18 protein-coding genes are annotated in these 19,089 nt (G+C 47.2%); 9 read left to right on the top strand and 9 right to left on the bottom strand.

Annotated elements, in window-relative coordinates:
* From HDC91_RS06525 to HDC91_RS06490, 8 genes are all read left to right on the top strand, one after another.
* Entirely contained in the window at window positions 1–627 is a 627-nt protein-coding gene (locus tag HDC91_RS06525) for a response regulator transcription factor (protein ID WP_162431647.1), read from the top strand.
* A 170-nt stretch (window positions 628–797) separates the two neighbouring features.
* Window positions 798–1,166 carry a VOC family protein gene (locus HDC91_RS06520; protein WP_183549536.1) on the top strand — a complete coding sequence of 123 codons (369 nt, stop codon included), beginning with the start codon at window positions 798–800 and terminating at the stop codon, window positions 1,164–1,166.
* Window position 1,167: 1 nt separating this feature from the next.
* Complete coding sequence (locus tag HDC91_RS06515) at window positions 1,168–2,028, top strand: helix-turn-helix transcriptional regulator (RefSeq protein ID WP_183549533.1); 861 nt, start codon at window positions 1,168–1,170, stop codon at window positions 2,026–2,028.
* A 167-nt stretch (window positions 2,029–2,195) separates the two neighbouring features.
* Window positions 2,196–5,381, top strand: a complete 3,186-nt coding sequence (locus HDC91_RS06510; RefSeq protein WP_183549530.1) for a SusC/RagA family TonB-linked outer membrane protein — start codon at window positions 2,196–2,198, stop codon at window positions 5,379–5,381.
* An 11-nt stretch (window positions 5,382–5,392) separates the two neighbouring features.
* The gene (locus tag HDC91_RS06505; protein WP_183549527.1) at window positions 5,393–6,883 is read left to right on the top strand and encodes a SusD/RagB family nutrient-binding outer membrane lipoprotein; all 1,491 of its coding nucleotides are present in this window, start codon (window positions 5,393–5,395) and stop codon (window positions 6,881–6,883) included.
* A gap of 21 nt (window positions 6,884–6,904) precedes the next feature.
* Window positions 6,905–7,567: a DUF5011 domain-containing protein gene (locus HDC91_RS06500; RefSeq protein ID WP_183549524.1), complete on the top strand. Its 663-nt coding sequence runs from the start codon at window positions 6,905–6,907 to the stop codon at window positions 7,565–7,567.
* A gap of 10 nt (window positions 7,568–7,577) precedes the next feature.
* Window positions 7,578–8,105: a lipid-binding protein gene (locus HDC91_RS06495; RefSeq protein ID WP_183549522.1), complete on the top strand. Its 528-nt coding sequence runs from the start codon at window positions 7,578–7,580 to the stop codon at window positions 8,103–8,105.
* 302 nt (window positions 8,106–8,407) lie between these two features.
* Window positions 8,408–9,253: a Crp/Fnr family transcriptional regulator gene (locus tag HDC91_RS06490; protein WP_221262119.1), complete on the top strand. Its 846-nt coding sequence runs from the start codon at window positions 8,408–8,410 to the stop codon at window positions 9,251–9,253.
* 12 nt (window positions 9,254–9,265) lie between these two features.
* Here HDC91_RS06490 and HDC91_RS06485 read toward each other — a convergent pair whose 3' ends face one another.
* The 9 genes from HDC91_RS06485 to HDC91_RS06445 form a co-directional block, all read right to left on the bottom strand.
* Window positions 9,266–9,727, bottom strand: coding sequence for a heme-binding domain-containing protein (locus HDC91_RS06485; protein WP_183549519.1), 462 nt, complete (start codon window positions 9,725–9,727; stop codon window positions 9,266–9,268).
* A 10-nt stretch (window positions 9,728–9,737) separates the two neighbouring features.
* On the bottom strand, window positions 9,738–10,439 hold the full coding sequence (locus tag HDC91_RS06480) for a VIT family protein (RefSeq protein WP_183549516.1): 702 nt from the start codon (window positions 10,437–10,439) through the stop codon (window positions 9,738–9,740).
* Window positions 10,440–10,492: 53 nt separating this feature from the next.
* Window positions 10,493–10,906 (bottom strand): DUF6691 family protein, encoded by a 414-nt coding sequence (locus tag HDC91_RS06475; protein WP_183549512.1) that lies wholly within the window; start codon window positions 10,904–10,906, stop codon window positions 10,493–10,495.
* A gap of 2 nt (window positions 10,907–10,908) precedes the next feature.
* Window positions 10,909–11,463 carry a YeeE/YedE family protein gene (locus tag HDC91_RS06470; protein WP_183549508.1) on the bottom strand — a complete coding sequence of 185 codons (555 nt, stop codon included), beginning with the start codon at window positions 11,461–11,463 and terminating at the stop codon, window positions 10,909–10,911.
* 18 nt (window positions 11,464–11,481) lie between these two features.
* Window positions 11,482–12,900, bottom strand: coding sequence for a rhodanese-like domain-containing protein (locus tag HDC91_RS06465; RefSeq protein WP_183549505.1), 1,419 nt, complete (start codon window positions 12,898–12,900; stop codon window positions 11,482–11,484).
* 65 nt (window positions 12,901–12,965) lie between these two features.
* Window positions 12,966–13,763, bottom strand: a complete 798-nt coding sequence (locus HDC91_RS06460; RefSeq protein ID WP_370576809.1) for a sulfite exporter TauE/SafE family protein — start codon at window positions 13,761–13,763, stop codon at window positions 12,966–12,968.
* Between the two features lie 230 nt (window positions 13,764–13,993).
* A complete protein-coding gene (locus HDC91_RS06455) occupies window positions 13,994–14,824 on the bottom strand; it encodes an NAD(P)-dependent oxidoreductase (protein WP_183549499.1) in 831 nt (276 codons plus the stop codon).
* A 63-nt stretch (window positions 14,825–14,887) separates the two neighbouring features.
* Window positions 14,888–15,730 carry an AraC family transcriptional regulator gene (locus HDC91_RS06450; RefSeq protein WP_183549496.1) on the bottom strand — a complete coding sequence of 281 codons (843 nt, stop codon included), beginning with the start codon at window positions 15,728–15,730 and terminating at the stop codon, window positions 14,888–14,890.
* Window positions 15,731–15,773: 43 nt separating this feature from the next.
* Complete coding sequence (locus HDC91_RS06445) at window positions 15,774–17,519, bottom strand: APC family permease (protein WP_183549493.1); 1,746 nt, start codon at window positions 17,517–17,519, stop codon at window positions 15,774–15,776.
* 483 nt (window positions 17,520–18,002) lie between these two features.
* Between HDC91_RS06445 and HDC91_RS06440 the strand changes: the two genes are divergently transcribed.
* Window positions 18,003–18,785: a hypothetical protein gene (locus HDC91_RS06440; protein WP_183549490.1), complete on the top strand. Its 783-nt coding sequence runs from the start codon at window positions 18,003–18,005 to the stop codon at window positions 18,783–18,785.
* The last annotated feature ends 304 nt before the right edge of the window (window positions 18,786–19,089 follow it).

Genomic DNA, 19,089 nt, shown 5'->3' with positions numbered 1-19,089 from the left:
ATGGGTGCACCAACAAAAATAGTGATCATAGAGGATGATGATACCATCAGGAACGGCTACGAATTTCTGATAAACGCAAATAACGGCTATAAGGTTGTAAACACCTATCCTTCATTTGATATTGCTCAACATACTATTGGTACTGACCGGCCCGATGTTATTTTGCTTGATATACAGCTGCCGGGCACCGGCGGTATTGCCGCGCTGCCAAAACTAAAAAAGATGCTGCCCAACGTTTTGATACTTATCATTACGGTTTACGAATCGGAGCAGGTAATATTCGACGCGCTGATGAACGGCGCGTCGGGGTACCTTACCAAAAGCACCCCCTCGGTAAAGATCATCGAGGCTATACGCGAAGTATGCGAGGGCGGAGGGCCCATGAGTGTAAATATTGCACGCATGGTTATCTCGTCTTTCAGGCGTAACCAGGACTCGCCACTCTCAAAACGCGAAACTCAAATATTAGAAATGATAGCCAGCGGTAAAAGCCGGAGCATGGTTGCCAAAGAACTTTTCATCGACCTGGAAACCGTTAGGAGCCATATCAAAAAAATTTACATCAAGCTTGATGTAAACTCGCGCTCAGAGGCAATAACGGCCGCGAAAAAGAACAAATTTATTTGAATTTACCGGCAAAAAACTCAGGAAAATTCTAAAAATCACCCCGACTGGGGGATACGCCGCGCTAAACCACAGCTTAAATTTGATTAACAATTAAAAAGGCAGCTTTTGTTATTGGTAACCACTGTGTTCCAAATAATTAAGCTTCTGTTTTAATATTAACAACTACGGCTATGGAGATAAAATATGTCACACTATTTGCAGCTGATATAAACGAGCAGACGGCATTTTGCCAGGATAAACTGGGGTGCAAAATTAAAAAGGAAACCAGCTTTTTTGACGGGCAGCCCTGCACCATTTTAAATGGCCAGCAATTTAATATAAACCTGGTGGTAATCAAGAGCAATGATGGGGCGAAGCATAGCAGTACAGTTATCCTTAACTCAAAGGATTTCCTGAAAGATCATTACGAATTAAAGCAAAAAGGAATCCAGTTTCAGTCCGCGCCCGAGTACACTGCCGGTGGCCTGGCCGCCGCTTTTACCGACCCCGCCGCTAACCGCTGGCTGCTTTTAGAAGAACGGGAATATAACGAAGAATAAGATGGACTACCTAAAGGTATTAAAGAATAATAACAAGATAATCAGTAAAACAACCTACTGTAAAGAGGACGTTCAAACCGCTGCCGACCTTACCCTGCGCTGTGTTTTTTCGGGTAACGAACGGTGCAGCATTGGTCGCCGGGAGCTTTTGATATATGCCGATTCGTTTATTATGCTGAATAAGGGTACACAATACAATACCTGTATCAGTTCTGAAACGCCCGTGCAATCTTTCGCTGTTACCTTTGATAAAGATTTTGTAAACGATTTTTATAGCAGCTATACGTTATCGAACTGTAAGTTATTAAACGGCATAACAGATACCGCCGAAAACAAGCTTAACGAAACTTTATACCCCTTTAACGGCGACATCAAATTTAATTTATCGCACCTTAAGGCCAATTTAGACAGCGGCCTGAACGACGAATTATTGATAAACGAGTACCTGCATCACTGCCTGATAACCTACAATTCGGTTTATAACAAAGAAATATTTGAAAAAGCCCGTTTGCTATCTATACAAAATGCAGGTACGCGCCTGGAAATATTGCGCAGGCTAAACCTTGCCAAAGAGTACCTATACAGCAATTACGATAAAAATATAAACCTGAATGAACTCGCCGCTTACGCTTGCCTGTCGGTAAATCATTTGCTGCGCACATTTAAGCAGGCCTTTGGCCGCTCGCCACACCAGTTTTTGACTGATATTCGCTTAAAAAGGGCGCAGCAACTGTTGCGCAAAAGCAATTATTCGGTTAACGAGGTGGTAACCCTTATCGGTTTTGAGTGCCCCAGCTCGTTCATACGTCTTTTCAAACAGCGGTTCGAAACAACACCGCTTATCTACCGCCAGTCGGCGTAGTGCACATTGTTCCTGACGTGTTACACCTGCCTCAAAACAGGTGCATCCCGTTACGAATGGTGATTCTCGCACATCCTTACTGTTCCGCATCGGCTATTATTGCTTACATAAATGCATACCTGTGCACAGGGGTGTTTTAACTGATTTCATATACTAAAAACAACTAAATGAAAAAAATTTTACTGATCTGCATGTGTTTTTTACTGCTCTTCAAAACACAACTGTTTGCGCAGGAGCGCACCGTTAGCGGTACGGTTACTGCAAAAGAAGATGGGCAGCCCATCCCCGGGGTAACCGTGAAAATTAAGGGAACAACAATTGGTATGCAAACCGGCACCGATGGTAAATATGCTATAAAAGCGGCTAATGGCGCTGTTTTAACGTTTTCGTTTCTGGGCTATAACGAACAGCAGTTAACGGTAAACAAGGATATTATCAATGTTGTGCTTACGGTTAACAGCCGCCAGCTTGGCGAGGTGGTAGTAACCGGCCTGGGTATAAACAAGGCCAAAAAAACACTTGGCTACGCGCAAACTTCGGTTAAAAATGAAGAGATAAACAAGTCGGCGCCTATCAACCTGCTGGGTGGCCTGCAGGGTAAAATATCCGGCGTAAATATCTCTAACGTATCAGGTGCGGCGGGTGGTTCTACCAAGGTAATATTAAGGGGTTATACTTCCATAGGGGGTACCAATCAGCCCTTATATGTGGTAGATGGTGTTCCATTGAACAATTCCAGGAGCGGGTCTGACGATAATTTCGACTTTGGTAACAACGCAAACGATATCGACCCTAACCTGATTGATAACATCAGCTTTTTGAAAGGTTCGGCGGCCAGTGCTATCTACGGCTCGCGCGGATCAAACGGGGTAATTGTTATTACCACCAAAAAGGGTAAGACCGGTAAGCCCACTGTCGATTTTTCTTCGGCGGCAACGCTTACCAATGTAGCCTACGTTTACAAACCGCAGGAAATTTTTGGCCAGGGCTGGGACGGGCATTTTGTACCCGGCGAAAACGGTAACTGGGGCCCTAAATACGATGGTCAGCTTAGGCCATGGGGCGCTGTGGTAAACAACACGCAACTTATAAAGCCATTTTCGTTCATTAAAAATAACATAAGAGATACCTACGATAACGGCCTTGATTTTAACAACAACATTACCATAAGCGGTGGTACCGACGCCTCTAACTACTTATTATCTTACAATAATATTCACAGCGATGGGGTGTTACCAGGCAATGTTGATGGCTTTTCGAGAAATAACTTTACATTAAAGGGTGGTACCAATTACAAAAACTTTTCGGCCGACGCTACGCTGAACTATGTGGCCAAGAACGGAAGCTTTGTGGCCACCGGTCAGGGCCCAACGGGGGTAGCCAACACGTTTTACGAAAGTGTTTTGCAAATACCTGGCGATATCCCTATTAAAGACCTGAGGGATTACAAAAATCTGTATTTCAATACGGATAACTACTATACTCCGTTTGCCGAAAACCCGTATTATACCTTATACGAAAACGGCAGCCGAACTAAAACCGACAGGCTTTACGGTAATATTAACCTGAACTACAAACTGGCACCATGGGTTACCCTGCAATTACAGCAAGGGGCTGACGTAAGCAACGCAGGTACAAAAATTTGGTACAACAGCAATTCGCCTACACCGGGCAGCTGGGTTGGCGGCGGCAATACCGAAGGCCAGTCAAGGGCGCCGGATGATGGCGGTGTTGAAGAAGATAACTACCAGAATTACGAGTACGATACCAAATTGCAGGCTTTGTTTGTTAACAAGATTGGAGCTGATTTTGATATAAACGCAGTAGCCGGTGTAAACTATAACGACAGGGGCAGCCGCAGCGTGGCAACATCCATCCAGGGCTTAGCTATCCCGGGGTTCTTCAACCTGTCTAATAGCGTAAACAAACCGTCAAGCGCCGAATCTGAAAGCCATCGCCGCCTGGTAGGTTTTTACGGGCAGGCTACCGTGGGTTATAAAAACTATTTATACCTAACCGTTACCGGCCGTAACGATATAACCTCAACGCTGGCAACGGGTAACAATAGCTATTTTTACCCTGCCGCAAACGCGTCTTACATACTGTCGCAAGCGCTTGATCTGAAAAGTTCGGTGGTTAGTTATATAAAATTGAGAGGCAGCTACGGTGAAACCGGTAGCGATACCGACCCTTACAATATCAACAACGTGCTGTCGTCTACCAGCGTTGGGCTTGGGTTTGGCAGCATCAGGTTCCCGTTACAAGGAGTGCCGGGCTTTACCATCAACAACACGCTGCTTAATACTAACTTAAGGCCCGAGCGTGTAAAAGAATACGAATTTGGCGGCGAGTTCAGGTTTTTGAACGACCGGTTAGGGATAGACCTTACCTACTACCAACGGACCCGCCAGGACCAGATCTTAGCTGTACCGATCGCTCCAAGCGGTGGTTACTCGTTCGAGCTGGTGAACTTTGGCGCGGTACGCAACCGTGGTATCGAACTGGCGTTTAGCGCAACTCCGGTAAAAACATCGCTGGTTAACTGGGATATCAACTACACTTTCTCGAAGAGCAGGAGTGTTGTTACCGCGCTGCCCGACGGCTTAGATAAAGTAATACTACAGCAAGACGGTTACGGCGGCGAGTTTGTAGCCATAAAAGATCAGCCCCTTGGTATTTTACAGGCACCTGTGCCTGCTTACGACCCGCAAGGCCACATTGTTGTAGATAGCCAGGGTTTCCCGATAGCCGCATCGGCTAACGGCAGCTATGGTAACTTCCAGCACGATTTTGTAATGGGCTTTAACAGCAATATAAGGGTACAGAACTTTACACTGGGCTTTACTGCCGAGTGGGATAAAGGCGGTAAGTTCTACTCGGGCACGGCTGACCTGTTTAACTTTGTTGGTGCCGATCCCCGCACCACTTATAACGATCGCAACCCATTTATTGTGCCTAACTCGGTACAGCAGGTTAAAGATGCAAACGGCAATGTTACAGGCTATATTGAAAACACTACCCCGATAAGCGAAAGCGATAACGACGATTATTATTATACCACATCTAACAAAGCGCTGGCATGGTCAAGAGATATCCTTGACAGGAGCTTTGTTAAGCTTCGCGAGGTTATTGTTAATTACAATCTGCCCAAAAGCTTAACCAATAAATTGGGTGTATCCAAGGCATCGATAGGGGTGTATGGCCGTAACTTGTATACCTGGCTTCCGGCAGGTAATAAGGTAGTTGACCCCGAAGTATCAAACTACGGAACAGACCTGGCCAGCGAATACGGCGAATTCCGTACAGCGCCGCCATTGCGTTATTTCGGCGCCGCACTAAAAGTTACATTTTAACATTCTGATTCATGAAAAGTAGAAACAACCATATAAAAATTCTTTTTACTGCCGCCGTTGCATGCTTAACGCTGGGCTGCAGTAAGATCAATGAAATTAACGTAAGCCCCAACAACCCCTCGATAGATAAGGCTACCCCGCAGGTGCTGTTCCCGTCGGGGGTAATATCTACCGCGGCAATGACAGGCGGCGAGCTAAATATTATTGGCGGCATCTGGTCGCAGTACTGGACTCAGTCGCCGGCGGCTAATCAGTTCAAAACCATCGACTCGTATAACTTGCAAAGGCAGGACTTTAACCGTGGTTATAACGAACTATTCTCGGGCGCGCTGGCCGACTACCAGCTGGCTATTGACAAGGCGAAAGCGAATAACCAAAACCAGTTTTTACTGATGTGTACGGTAATGAAAGCTTATACCTATGAGGTACTTGTAGACTTATACGATAAAGTGCCTTACACCGAAGCTTTTCAGGGTGCCAAAAACCTTCAGCCAAAGTTTGATGATGGTTATGATGTTTACAAGGCATTAATTGCCGAGATAGACGCTGCCCTGGCTACTGACTATGATGTAGACCTTTCGGCAGCCGATTCAAAGGTGGACCTGTTGTTTGGCGGCGACGGCACTGCAACCCCTGCCGATCAAATGGCTAACTGGCGTAAATTTGCCAACACGCTTAAACTGAAAATGTACCTGCGCATGGTAAATACACATGCGGCCGAAGCGGAAGCGGGTGTACGCGCCCTTTATGCTGCAAACGCCGAGTTTTTAGACAGAAGCGCGGTAGTAGATGTGTTTAAAGACGAAACAGATCAGCGGAACCCCATATATGAGTATACGGTGAAGAACCTGGGTGCTAACGATCTGCGCGCAAGTAAAACATTTACCAGCTGGCTGGTTGCTAACGATGATGCACGCATTAAAGAATACTTTGGCACCGCTGCCCCAACACCTATCGATCAGGGTAACTTTAATGCCCCGCAAACGGCACAGCCGGGCTATTATATTGCAACAGCGCCTGCTTTTGGCCCAAGCGACCCTGTTTATTTTTTAACCGAGGCCGAATCGTATTTTTTACAGGCCGAGGCTGCGGCGCGCTATAATGTGGGCAACGCTTCGTCGCTTTATACCGATGGCGTAAACGCGGCTTTTGCGCAGTACGACCTGCCGGCACCTACAACCGGGGTGTACGCTTACCCTAACAGTGGTAATTTCCAAACCAATTTGCGGGCTATCATTTATCAAAAATGGGCGTCGTACCCAAATTCGCACGCGCTTGAAGGATTTTTTGACCAGGAACGTACCGGCTACCCCGAGATCAGCCCGGTATACTCGCTGGATCCTGCTTACAAGCCGGGCGAATGGGTGTACTCTAAAAACGGAGTTACCGGCGGTAAGTTCCCTAAAAGGCTGGTATATCCGGATGTGGAAAGAAGCCGTAACAGCAATACACCACCCGAAGTGCCTATTACTACCCCTGTATGGTGGGGATTGCCAAATTAATTAACAGCAAAAAAAGATATTATGAAAAGATATATAAGTTACATCGCCCTAATGTTAACAGGGGTAATACTTGTTTCGTGCCACAAGGATAATTTTAATTACAAGCCAGGTTATGTGGGCCGCTCTAAAATAACCATATACCCCATTATCACGGTTAAGGGGGATGATTATGTGCTGGTTAAAAAAGGGGATACCTATAACGACCCGGGTGCTACAGCCAAAGCCGGTACCGAGGATGTTGAAATAACCAGCACCGCTATAAACACAAATGCCTCGGGCGTGTATACCCAAACATATACCGCCACCAACGCAGATGGTTTTTCGGCGACGGCTACACGCCACGTGGTAGTTTACGATACCGATGCAAGTGCCGCCTCAAACGATTTTTCGGGTAATTATGCCCGGAGTACAAACGGCTCTGTGGCCGAAGTAACAAAGCTCGCGCCGGGCGTTTACTCGGTTTTTAACCCCGGCGGCGCACCCGGGACCAACCTTACCGTAATAGCGTTTAATGATACCGGCAATGATTTTTACATCCCGCAGCAAAATGCCAGCGATGGGTCGCCCACCAGTTCGTCGCAAGAGTCATCGGTAAGCGCACCCGGCGGCAAACTCGCGGGTTTTAAATGGGCAATTGTAAACCCAACTTACGGGCCGGCGGTAAGGATATTCAATAAAATATAATTAAGCAACCATGAAAAAAATAATCAATATAAAAAATTTATTGCTAACCGCGCTGGTTGCGGCTACATTTACCTCGTGCCAAAAGGATGAAGTTATTGGCGGTACTGCCGTACAGAACCTGTCAGGCGAGTTTTGGGTGAAGCTTGACAATGGCGCCGACCCGACGGGTACTTTTGACGATAGCTATTACACCCTATCAACCTACAACACCGCATCAAACAAGGCAGACAGCTTGTGGATAGACGATGACTACGACAGCCCCGCAGGAAAGCCCTTCTGGGCCATTAAGGGCAAAATTGGCGCCGATGTTAAAAACCTTGCATTTTCGGGCAAAGATGCAGCCAACCAGATATACGAGAGCAAGTTTACCATAAGCAACGGTAAAATATTAAGAGGGGCAGCCACAGCGCCGGGCACCAAACTAAAAACAGATTCGATATACTTCGAGGTGCAGTTTGATGACGATCCTGTTCCGGGCACGGTTCACAAAGTGAGCGGCTATGCCCGCACCCGCTTTGATGCTGACGATCATTATTAATTAACTAATCGACCATAACGGGTAGCCGGGGCTTAAAAACCCCGGCTTTTTTAGAATAGTGATTTTCACCTATTGGTAATTTTAAACATTATCTAAGTTTGAAATACTGACCGTGATGTTAATAATATGGTCGGTTAATAGTTATTGAAAAGTCAGTCACGCGAGGTGGGTGACTTTTTTTATTATACAAGGCGCTAAACGCTGTTCGTTTCGCCCGCGGCACAAAAAAATATTGAATTGGGAGTGGTTACAGAGGCCGCATTACCAAAAGTTTATGTGGATATAGAAAAAACTGCGGGGTAATGGTGAACTTTCTTTCTAACACTTTGCGTTACAGCCCGGAAAAATCAAGGATCATTATTTACACCCGGGCGCAGGGTGATGAAGTTATCTTTTCGGTAAAAGACCAAGGGAATGGGATAGACTATATCAAACGGTTGCAGTCACCTGCAGTTGCAATAAGTTTAGGTATATTTGTTAACCGCTTTAACAGTAATATCCATATGGCCTACTACTCACAACCAACCGTGGCGCTCGACAGCTTGTTCCCGCAATTTGAGCCTGCATTGAAAGCATTTCTTCAGGAAAATGCGCATTTGGTACGGGTTGCTGCCGGAGAGCAGATCATGCGTACGGGACAATACATCCGCGCAACGGTTATGGTACTCGAGGGTCGCGTAAAACTGTATCGGGAGGGGGAGGAGGGCGGCGAATTTTTTATGTACTATCTGGAACCGGGCGATGCCTGCGCGCTCTCGATGATCTGCGCAACCAAACAGCAAACCAGCCAGGTAACGGCCAAAGCCGTTGAAGATACACTATTGCTTAGCATACCGATAATGTTAATGGACGAAATGATGAAGCAGTTTAAAACATGGTATTATTTTGTATTGGAAACTTATCGCGCGCGTTACGAAGAGTTGTTGGTGGTTATTGACCATATCGCGTTCAAAAGCATGGATGAACGCCTGTATTTCTACCTGTCCGGTCAGTATAAAAAGCTGGCTAAACGCGAATTGCGCATAACCCATCAAGAAATAGCGGCCGACCTGAATTCCTCGCGCGAGGTGATCTCCCGTTTACTCAAGAAAATGGAACAACGCGGCGACCTGCGGCTGCATCGAAGCGCTATAGAATGGCTTAAATAGCCGGCACCCCCGTTAACGTACGCTGAAGGAACGGCTAAGGCTATCCGCCCAGCCAATCAACCTTTGCTTTTCTGCTGCTGAAAGCACCGCATCGCGATGGATCATCGTATAGATGCCCAATGGCATTTCGTCTTCCTTGATCTCGTCTACCAGGTCGCTCAATTTGTGCTGTTTCCTGTTGGTGCTGTATGTATTAAATTCATCAAAGTTGAGGTGCTCCTTACCCTCGTTTACATCGTGTGCCAGCAGCCACGCCACGGGTTGTATGGTATTATACCACGGATAGTACGTATTATTGGAATGGCAGTCATAACAGCTGCGTTTTAGCACGGTACGCACATCCGCCGGAACGTTGTAAAATTTTTCAATTCCGTTTACGGATGGCCCGGACGATATGTTTTTTGAAGGCCTTATCAGTTGTATAGCTATAAACAGCGCCAACACGCCCAAAAGTATTTTCTTTAAAATTGTCATCGATAGCAGCTTAAATTTTTATTCCAAATAAATAACCAACCAGCGCGGATAAGCCCATGGCAAGCGTTCCCCAGATGGTGATCCGGATGATCGCTTTTTTAACGTCGGAGCCTCCGGCACGTGCCGCGATGGCGCCCAGAATGCTCAGGAACAAGATGGTGAAAGCATACAGGTAATATTCCATTTGCCTGACGGGCGCGAACAAGATAACCATAAGCGGCAGCACCCCGCCCGTGGTGAAAGATGCACCCGATGCCAGCGCCGCCTGTATTGGATTTGCCTGGCTGATCTCGTTAATGCCCAACTCGTCGCGCACATGCGCGCCTAAGGCATCTGCCGCCATCAGTTCAGTAGCTACCTGCCTGGCCGTTTCTTTTTTTAGTCCACGCCGCTCATATATTTCTGCCAATATATTTAGCTCCGCCTCGGGCATATCCTTTAATTCTTGCGCTTCCCGGGTGATATCGGCTTGCTCCGTATCGGTTTGCGAGCTAACCGACACATATTCGCCCGCCGCCATCGATAATGCGCCCGCCACCAGCCCGGCAACCGTTGCCAAAACAATCGGCTCCCTGGTATTGCTTGCTGCGGCTACGCCGATGGCGAGGCTTGAAATGGATATGATACCGTCATTAGCCCCCAGAACGGCTGCCCTGAGCCAGTTGCTGCGTTTGATGTAATGACTGTCCAGATAATTATCTATAGTTAGCATAGTAAAACCTGATTAAGCGGCAAGTTAATAAAAGCGACCGTATTTTGATAGTGTCAATGAGGCAGCTGTTCTTTGACGCGGCCGTACAGAAATGTTCCCGCAAGCGCGCCTAAAACAACAATGGTCATGGCCAGATAACCATAGCCAATGTTCACAAACATTGGCCCGGGGCAGGCGCCTGTAAGCGCCCAGCCCAAACCGAATATCAGGCCGCCCGCGGCATACTTTACCCATTGTTTATCTTTTGCAGCAAGCCTGATCTGAACGCCTTGCGCATCGCGCAGTTTAAACTTTTTGATCAGGAAAACCGAGATCATTCCAAAAAATACCGCCGTGCCAATGATGCCATACATATGGAAGGATTGAAAACGGAACATTTCCTGAATCCGATACCAGCTTACCGCTTCTGATTTCACCATTACGATGCCGAAAACGATGCCGGCTAAAATAAACTTAAGTCCTTTCATGATTAAAATATCAGCGGAAATAATAAGTGGGTCATGATCAGACCGCCCGCAAAAAAGCCGATCACAGCTACTAACGACGGCAACTGCAGGTTAGACAGGCCACTGATGGCATGCCCCGACGTACAGCCTCCCGCATAGCGCGAGCCAAAGCCGATCAGCAGGCCGCCTGCAAGCATCAGACCGATATTCTGTAACGACAATGCCTGCAGCCCGAATAGCTGTTCGGGTTCTAATTGTCCGTCAAAATGTATACCCAGCGCACTCAGGTCGGTAATAGTTGCTGCAGATAATTGCAGGGGCTGTTGGCTTTGCAACCAGGTACGGGCAATTAAACCACCCAGAACAGAACCCAGCAGGAACAGCAGGTTCCATTTTTGAGTTTTCCAGTCGAAATCAAAAAAAGACGTTTTTTTGCCCGCGCCGGCCAGGGTGCAAAGCGTTCGCAGATTAGAGGAAAAACCAAAGGATTTGCCAAAAAACAATAAAGTTACCATGATAGCCGCAATAACGGCCCCCGAGGTGTACCAGGGCCAGGGTTGCTTAAGTAATTCGATCATATTCAAAAATAATACTATTTATACAACGGAGGTTGGGCAAACATAATCTGTTATTTTAAACCGGCCTGATGCTTTCATCGCGTTAAAACCCCCTTTAATATCAATAAGGTTATCATATCCCCGCGCGCGCAGCATCGAATTAAAGATCATGGAACGGTACCCGCCGGCACAATGCACAAAGTACTTTTCGTTTTTGGCAAGTTTAGCTATCTCTTCATTGATCGTATCTAAGGGAAGTGTTTCTGCACCTTTAACATGCTCTGACAGGTATTCCGGATATTTTCTGACGTCCAGCAGCCTTACCCGTTCGCCCGATGCCTCCAGGTCGGCAACTTCCTCCGGCGTCAGCGAAACGATATGGTCGGTTTCTTTTCCTGCAATTGTCCACGCGGGCATGCCGCCTTTCAGGTATCCAATAGCATGATCAAAGCCCACCCGCGCTAAACGGGTCACTACCTCCTCCTCACGGCCCGCTTCGGTAATCAGCAGTATCGGCTGCTCAATATCGGGTATCAGGGCGCCAACCCATGGGGCAAAGTTACCATCGATTCCGATGTTCACCGCATTCGGGATGAATTGCCGGGCAAAATCCTGTGCGTCGCGGGTATCCAGGATCAGGGCGCCCGTTTCATTAGCTGTGGCTTCAAATTCTTCTGCCGAAAGTGGCTTCGTGCCATGACTGATCACCTCATCGATATTTTCGTAACCCTCCTTATTCATTTTTACATTTTTTGGAAAATATGCAGGCGGCGCGGTAAGGCCCCGGGTCACTTCTGTGATAAATTCCTGCCGTGTCATGTTAGCGCGCAGCGCGTAGTTGTATTTTTTTTGGTTCCCCAACGTATCGGTAGTTTCCTGGCTCATGTTTTTGCCGCAGGCGGAGCCGGCCCCGTGAGCAGGGTAAACAATAATGTTGTTTGCCAAAGGCATGATCTTGTTTCGCAACGAGTCGTAAAGCGTTCCGGCTAACTGTTCCATGGTCATACCGGCTGCTTTTTGCGCCAGGTCCGGACGGCCCACATCGCCGATAAATAGCGTGTCACCTGAAAATAGTGCCGTTTCTTTACCGTTTTCATCGGTCAGCAAATAACAGGTGGACTCCAGGGTATGGCCGGGTGTGTGTATCACACGCAGTTTTACTTTGCCCAGCGCCAGTTCGTCGCCGTCTTTAGCTACATGGGCAGCAAAAGCAGGGGCCGCTGTAGGGCCGTATACAATTTCCGCTCCGGTTTTATTAGCCAGGTCGATATGCCCGGATACGAAATCAGCGTGAAAGTGGGTTTCTAACACGTACTTCACCGTTGCGCCGCCACGTTTGGCCCGTTCAATATACGGTGAAACTTCGCGTAACGGATCGATGATCGCGGCTTCGTTTTCTGATTGGATGTAGTAGGCGCCCTGCGCCAGGCATCCGGTGTAGATCTGTTCAATGATCATAGCTAAATAATTTAAATTCAAATTTCTGTAAATGATTTATTGATTTCGGTGACCATGGTCACACTTCATGAGCTCAGCACAAGTTCTTTAATAACGATGTAGCTACCCATGGCCAGCACAAACCAGCCGAAGCCCTTTTTGAGCTTGCTGCCATCTATTTTTTTGTTAAGCATGCCGCCAAAAAAAATTCCGGCAACGGCGATGGCCGTAATTTTCAATAGAAAAAACCAGTTAATGGTGAAATGACCCAGGTCGCCGGTAAACCCGATCAGCGAATTAAGGGCGATGATCAACAATGACGTGCCTACAGCTTCTTTGATATGTAAGCCTACCAACAGCACCAGGGCAGGTATCAGCAGGAAGCCGCCGCCGGCACCAAGGATGCCCGTTGCCAGGCCGATAGCTATCCCGTAACCAAAAAGCTTAGGCAGGTTTAATGACCTTGAACCTGCTGTAAGTTCACGATCATTTGCATTGCCGGTACGGATCATGGCGCTTGCGGCCAGGACCATCAGTATCGCGAAAAGGATCATAGTTAGCCGGTTTGCTGTTATTTCAAATGAGCCGACCTGGCCGATATGTTTTGGAATAGCCGGAATAAGGAACCTTCTGGTAAGAAAAACGGTGGTGATTGAGCTAAACCCAAACAGCAGCGCAGCTTTAATATTGACCAGGTTTTGCCGGTAACTGTTGATGGCGCCTACCAGACTGGTAGACCCGACGATGAACAAAGAGTACGATGTGGCAAGCAGTGGGTTGATGCCGAACAGGTAAACCAGAACAGGCACGGTTATGATGGACCCCCCACCGCCGATCAAACCAAGCGAAATACCAATAAAAGCAGCTGCAAAATAAGCGATCATCTCCATGACCGCAAAAATCTGCATATCCAAACTTAAGTACGGTGACTCTGGTCACATTTGATCTTGTAACGCCAAAAAAGACCAGCCTCCTTTTTGCTATAATAATCAAAGTGCCCGGATCTTCGGTAGCACAGCAGTTCTATCAAGCGGAAGGTCTGGTCTTTGTTAGCTTGTGGATGTAACACTATGGGTGTAAAATGAGTGGCTGGTTTACCGGAGTATACTACCCATCATAAAATATCCAGGTCTCGCGCTACGTAATAGCTGGGTACCAGCGGCCGGTAGCCGATCTTTCTGAGTTTGGAGATGTCCATGATACCTTCGAAGGGGTCAGTTAAGGGGCCTTGTTCGGCGTCAAAGGTCTCCGTTGCTTTTCCGAAGGCATCTGCAAGTTCGTAAAGGCTGATGGGAGCATCGTCGGCAATGTTATAGATCTGGCCATTGAGGCCGTCTGTTTGCAGCAGTATTTGTATGCCCTGGGCCACATCTAAATGATGTACCATTTGCATGCGCCAGCCGGAATGACGGTTCCATTTTTTTAACAGCGGCAAGATCTCTTCGATGTGTGGGTCTTTGTCGCCATAGACAAAGGCTAAGCGGAGGATGCGGACATCCAGTTCCTTGTTCAGGAGCTCTTCTTCGGCGGCGATCTTACTGGAAGAATAAGCCCTGGGGTCATTGCTGTTCAATACCTCGTCTTCTTTGGCCGGGTGGCCATAACCCGAACTATAAACATTGCTGGTGCTGGTAAATACAAATCTTTTTACGCCTGCAGCTATAGCGGCATCGGCCAGCGCGATGGCACCGTCGTGGTTGGTTTTGACAATGCTGTCATTATCAGTGGTACGGAACAGGGCGGCGAGGTGCACCACTGCGTCTATGCCCGATACTGCGGGAACCAGGGTAGCTGCATCGAACAAGTCACCAACGATGACTTCGGTGTTTGCCGGGGCTTTAGCGGCATCACGCACCAATACACGGACAGTATAGCCTTTAGCTATTAAACGGGGAACTAATCTGCTGCCAACCTTACCGGTGGCACCGGTTACTAATATTTTCATAACCCAAAGGTCGGTCGATACGGAAAGGTCCGCAAACAAAAATCAAACCAATAAGTATGATAATCAAACCTGCCGGAACGACTTTGGCGTAGTCCCCGTTATTCTTTTAAAGTAATTATTAAAGTAAGTCGGGTATTCAAAACCCAGGGCATAGGCAATATCTGCAACGCTCCAATCGGTATGCTTCAACAAGGCTTTCGCTTCGGCAGCTATGCGTTCAGTAATATGTACCGAAGTGGGTTTGCCCGTCGCTTCTTTAACGGCGCGGTTAAGATAATTGACGTGTATTGCGAGTTTGGCTGCAAAATCCTGCGGCGTTCGCAGTTTCAACGGCGCTGCGGTATGTTCGATGGGAAATTGCCTTTCCAGCAAATCTATAAACGAGTGTGTGATGCGGGCGGCACCGTTTTGCAGGCTGCGGGCCGGCGGCTGTATGGCCAGTGCCTCATGAACGATCAGTTCAATGCAATTCTTGATCACATCACGCTTATAGCTATAATCGCTGTGATGAACAGCCAGCATCTTTTGAAAGATACCCGTCATAAAAGCGGCCTGTTCTATGTTCAGGGGTATCATTGGGTTTTCGCTGGCGTTCCAAAGCGGCGACTTTTTGACGATCGCCGGCATGAATGCTTCGGTAAAGATACAGGCGTAGCCGGTCGTATTCACCGAGCGCCGGACGACAGAACGCGACACCCTGGGGTTAACAAAGAACAGCACCGTCCCACTCAGCTCCAGCACCTCGCCGCCATATCCAACGGTCATTTCACCCGTCACCAGGCCCATCTTATAAAAATCGCGCCGCCCGTGCACTGCCGGTACCTCGACTATAGCAGGCAACTCATGGATCTTAAAACCTTGCAGCTTTAGTTCCAACATGTTTACGCCCGGTATCTCATTCACCATAGCGCAAAATTAATAAAATCAAACCTGATTATAGGGTTGGTAATTACATTATCAATCTTACCCCGCCAAGTTCTGAAACATGATAAGGAAATTTGTTACCGGGTGAACCGATGAACATGAAATTTTTTGGAATGTTCCATTCCTTCGATAGCTGGTCTATCATTTCCGGGCCGAACCGTCCCTCGATCTCTACAAAATCAATGTCAATATCCGGATACGCCCGGTCAAGCACCTCGATATCTTTTTTTAAATGGTCGTTGTTACTGTCCTCGTTGGCGATATGAACGATCTTCAGACGTTTCGTGGCTTCGTTCTCTTCTACGTAGATCATTACCCGGTTCAAAACGGCGACATTGTCACCACGGGTAAAAAAAACCAGTTCCTGCGAATTAAGCTTGATCAAAGCACGGTAGGGCCGTATCGTTCTTTTCACCAGCCGCTGTAAAGGTTGGCCTGCGTAACTAACCGCATAGATGAGCCATCTGGTGACCCGTGCGCGGTTCAGCATTACCAGGATGAACAATACAGTTGGGATGAGATATTGAATAAAAACGTAGAACGATGGCAGGTTAAGCCGCATGTTGCCCAAGAAGGCCGCAACGATGAAGCCGATGGCTACGATGACGGAAATTACCGTGGCGCGTTCAGGGCGGGGCAGCTTTTCACGCTTCGCCTTCAAGAGCAGATTTCCTACCCCGAACAGGGCCATCACCAACAGGAAAGAAAAAGTATACACACCCGCCAGGCTGGGCAGGTCAGCCTTGGTCACTAACAATATAGACACGCATAAAAGGAAGAAGCCGATAACGATCCTGTAGTTTACGCCCCTGCGGTTTTGGGCCAGAAAGAAGTTTGGCAATATCCTGTCCAGCGTGATCCGCTCGGCAAGGCCCGTTACGCCAACATAGGAGGTTAAAACAGCGCCGCTCAATACCAGCACCGCGTCGATTACAATGAAATGGCTGAGCCAGCTGCCACCGGCCTTTTCTCCCATGAACGAAAGCAGCGATTCCTGGTGACCGCCGATGTCTGCCATGGGCAGGACGGCCAGCGCAAGCAGCGCAATAACGGGGTTAAAGAAACTTACCACGCCCCACATGTTGCGCAGCGTTTTCGGAAATACCCCCGGTTTTTGTTCTTCAACAAAGTTGGCCGAGCTCTCGAATCCGGAGATGCCGAGCATAGCTGCCGAAAAACCCAGGAATAACGCAGTGAAGACGCCGCCCGAAGTGACCGGGAGATGCCAGTTAGACAAGAAAATGCCTGTTCCATGCTGAATGACAAACCAGCAGGCCGCCAGCACGAGCAATACGAGCGAAACGATATGGGTGATAAAGATGATGACGGCTATAAATGCGGACTCGCCGATACCAATGATCGTGAGCATCATGAAGATAACCAGGACCATGATCGTTGCGGGGATCAACGGAAGATCGTGAACGATGTCATGAAAATAGAACATGGCCTCGTAAGCCGAGATCACCGCGGTAGCCATGTAAGATAAAATGGTGAGGCAGGCGGCAAATGAAGCAGTACGCTTGGAGGCGGTATTCAGTAAAACGTTGTAGGCGCCACCATTCAATGGCAGGGCCCCGACCACTTCCCCATAGATCTTCCGGAACAGGAAAAGCACCAAGGCCACTACCAGCAGTGATATCCAGGCATACTGCCCTGCATAGGCAATGGTCAATGCAGAAACATACAAACAGGAAGAACTGATATCGTTACCCGAGATGGCAGTTGCCTGCAGTTCGTTAAGTTTATGCAGTGTAATGTTTTTTGTACTCATAGACGGGCGTTAAATCCTGCGTTATCAATAGAATACGCATTTTGAAGCGTTTTTGTTTGGATGGCGATAGGGCAGAGAGCCGCGCGCAATTTGGATTCATAGTTTAATTTTCAGTGTATCAGGACTACCTCAGAAGGGAATTGCATCATGCACTTATTGAAGTGGCCGATGCAAGGGAGAAGCCGGAGGATTGAGGGCGGGGGTTAAGGTAATTACATCAACCACCGTATCAAAAGATGGTTAACATGGTTAACATAATTAGCGCTTAATTTAAGTTAAACTATTGATTATCAATATTTTAATTTTAAATCGTGTTAACCATGATTTACCTGCTTTTCCTCGTTTCGTTTTTGGCCTGTATTACAATTGGGTTAGCGTGAGGTGGGGAGTGTACCTTTCGCCGGTTTAAGCGTGGACGCTTTGATGGGCCGGGGGATATCCACTTGAGTATATTAACAATTTAAAGAACGATTAAGAATAAATATGGCACCATCGCCCCAGGTACAGGATTTTCCATTATTGCCCGAAGTATTTCGGGAAGGGCTTACGCTTGGCTTAATTTCGAGGGAGGAGGTTGTTTTGTGGGCCGATCGCATTATTGCGGAAACCGATGAACCCGACTATTTTTTTATCGAGGTATCGCTTAGCCACGATGTAAACGGCCTTATTGAAGTATTAAACAAGTATGTTAAGCCGACTTACAACCCGATATGCGACAGGGTGCTTTTGGGGCTTGTATACCACCGGCAGCCGATAGATGACGTGGAAGAAGTGGAGAAGGTAGCAACCATGATAGGTTTCATGTCATCATGGGATAGGTTAACCTCTTTTGAGGATAACACAATCTACGAATTTGGAGATTATTACTTATTCTATTATCCTGATTTAAAACTATTACAGGCAGAACTGCGTAATTTTCTGGCTATTTACAAAGCATTCACCCTTGAAAATTACACACAGTGGGTTGATATCAACTTACAGGTATTGCAGTTGCTGAAGGAAGAAGAGATACGGGTTAATGCAGTTAACGCATCGTTTAGGAAGGCATGTGCGAAAAAGGAAAAGAAGCGGAAACTAAAACTTTACCTCAAAAAGGCAGGTGTCCTCGTGCTTTTGCTTGCTTTTTTTATTCTAATGATCGCTTTGTTTGATGATGGTGCTACGAAGCATTTTACGTGGTACTTCATCTTAGGATATTTTTGTGTCAGAGCGGGATATGAGTGGTGGAAGCGAAGAAAGAAAATAATGAAGTACGTGCGTTGGTAAGCCAAGCATAGCGAGTATGGTGGATGCGAGCAGAAGCCGGAGATTGATCTTTAGAAAAGGAAAGTCAGAGGTGCTGTATCAGGGTATCCCAGCTTTGCCTCCAAGCCGCTGCTAGGAGCGGGAAATTGTATGTAATCAATTTTAGGTGTGACACTAATTAAAAATATATTTTCCTGATTGTTATCAACTAAGCAAAAACAATATTATCTTTAGTTGACCAACCTAGACACTATGCAACTTTCTAAACCCTCCATTAGGCTCCCCAGCATTTATCATCAAGAGAATTTCAATATTTACCTTTTTA

This window comes from Mucilaginibacter sp. AK015, assembly GCF_014200785.1.
In the GTDB taxonomy this organism is placed as follows: Bacteria; Bacteroidota; Bacteroidia; order Sphingobacteriales; family Sphingobacteriaceae; genus Mucilaginibacter.
This window is presented reverse-complemented; position numbering and strand designations above follow the sequence as displayed.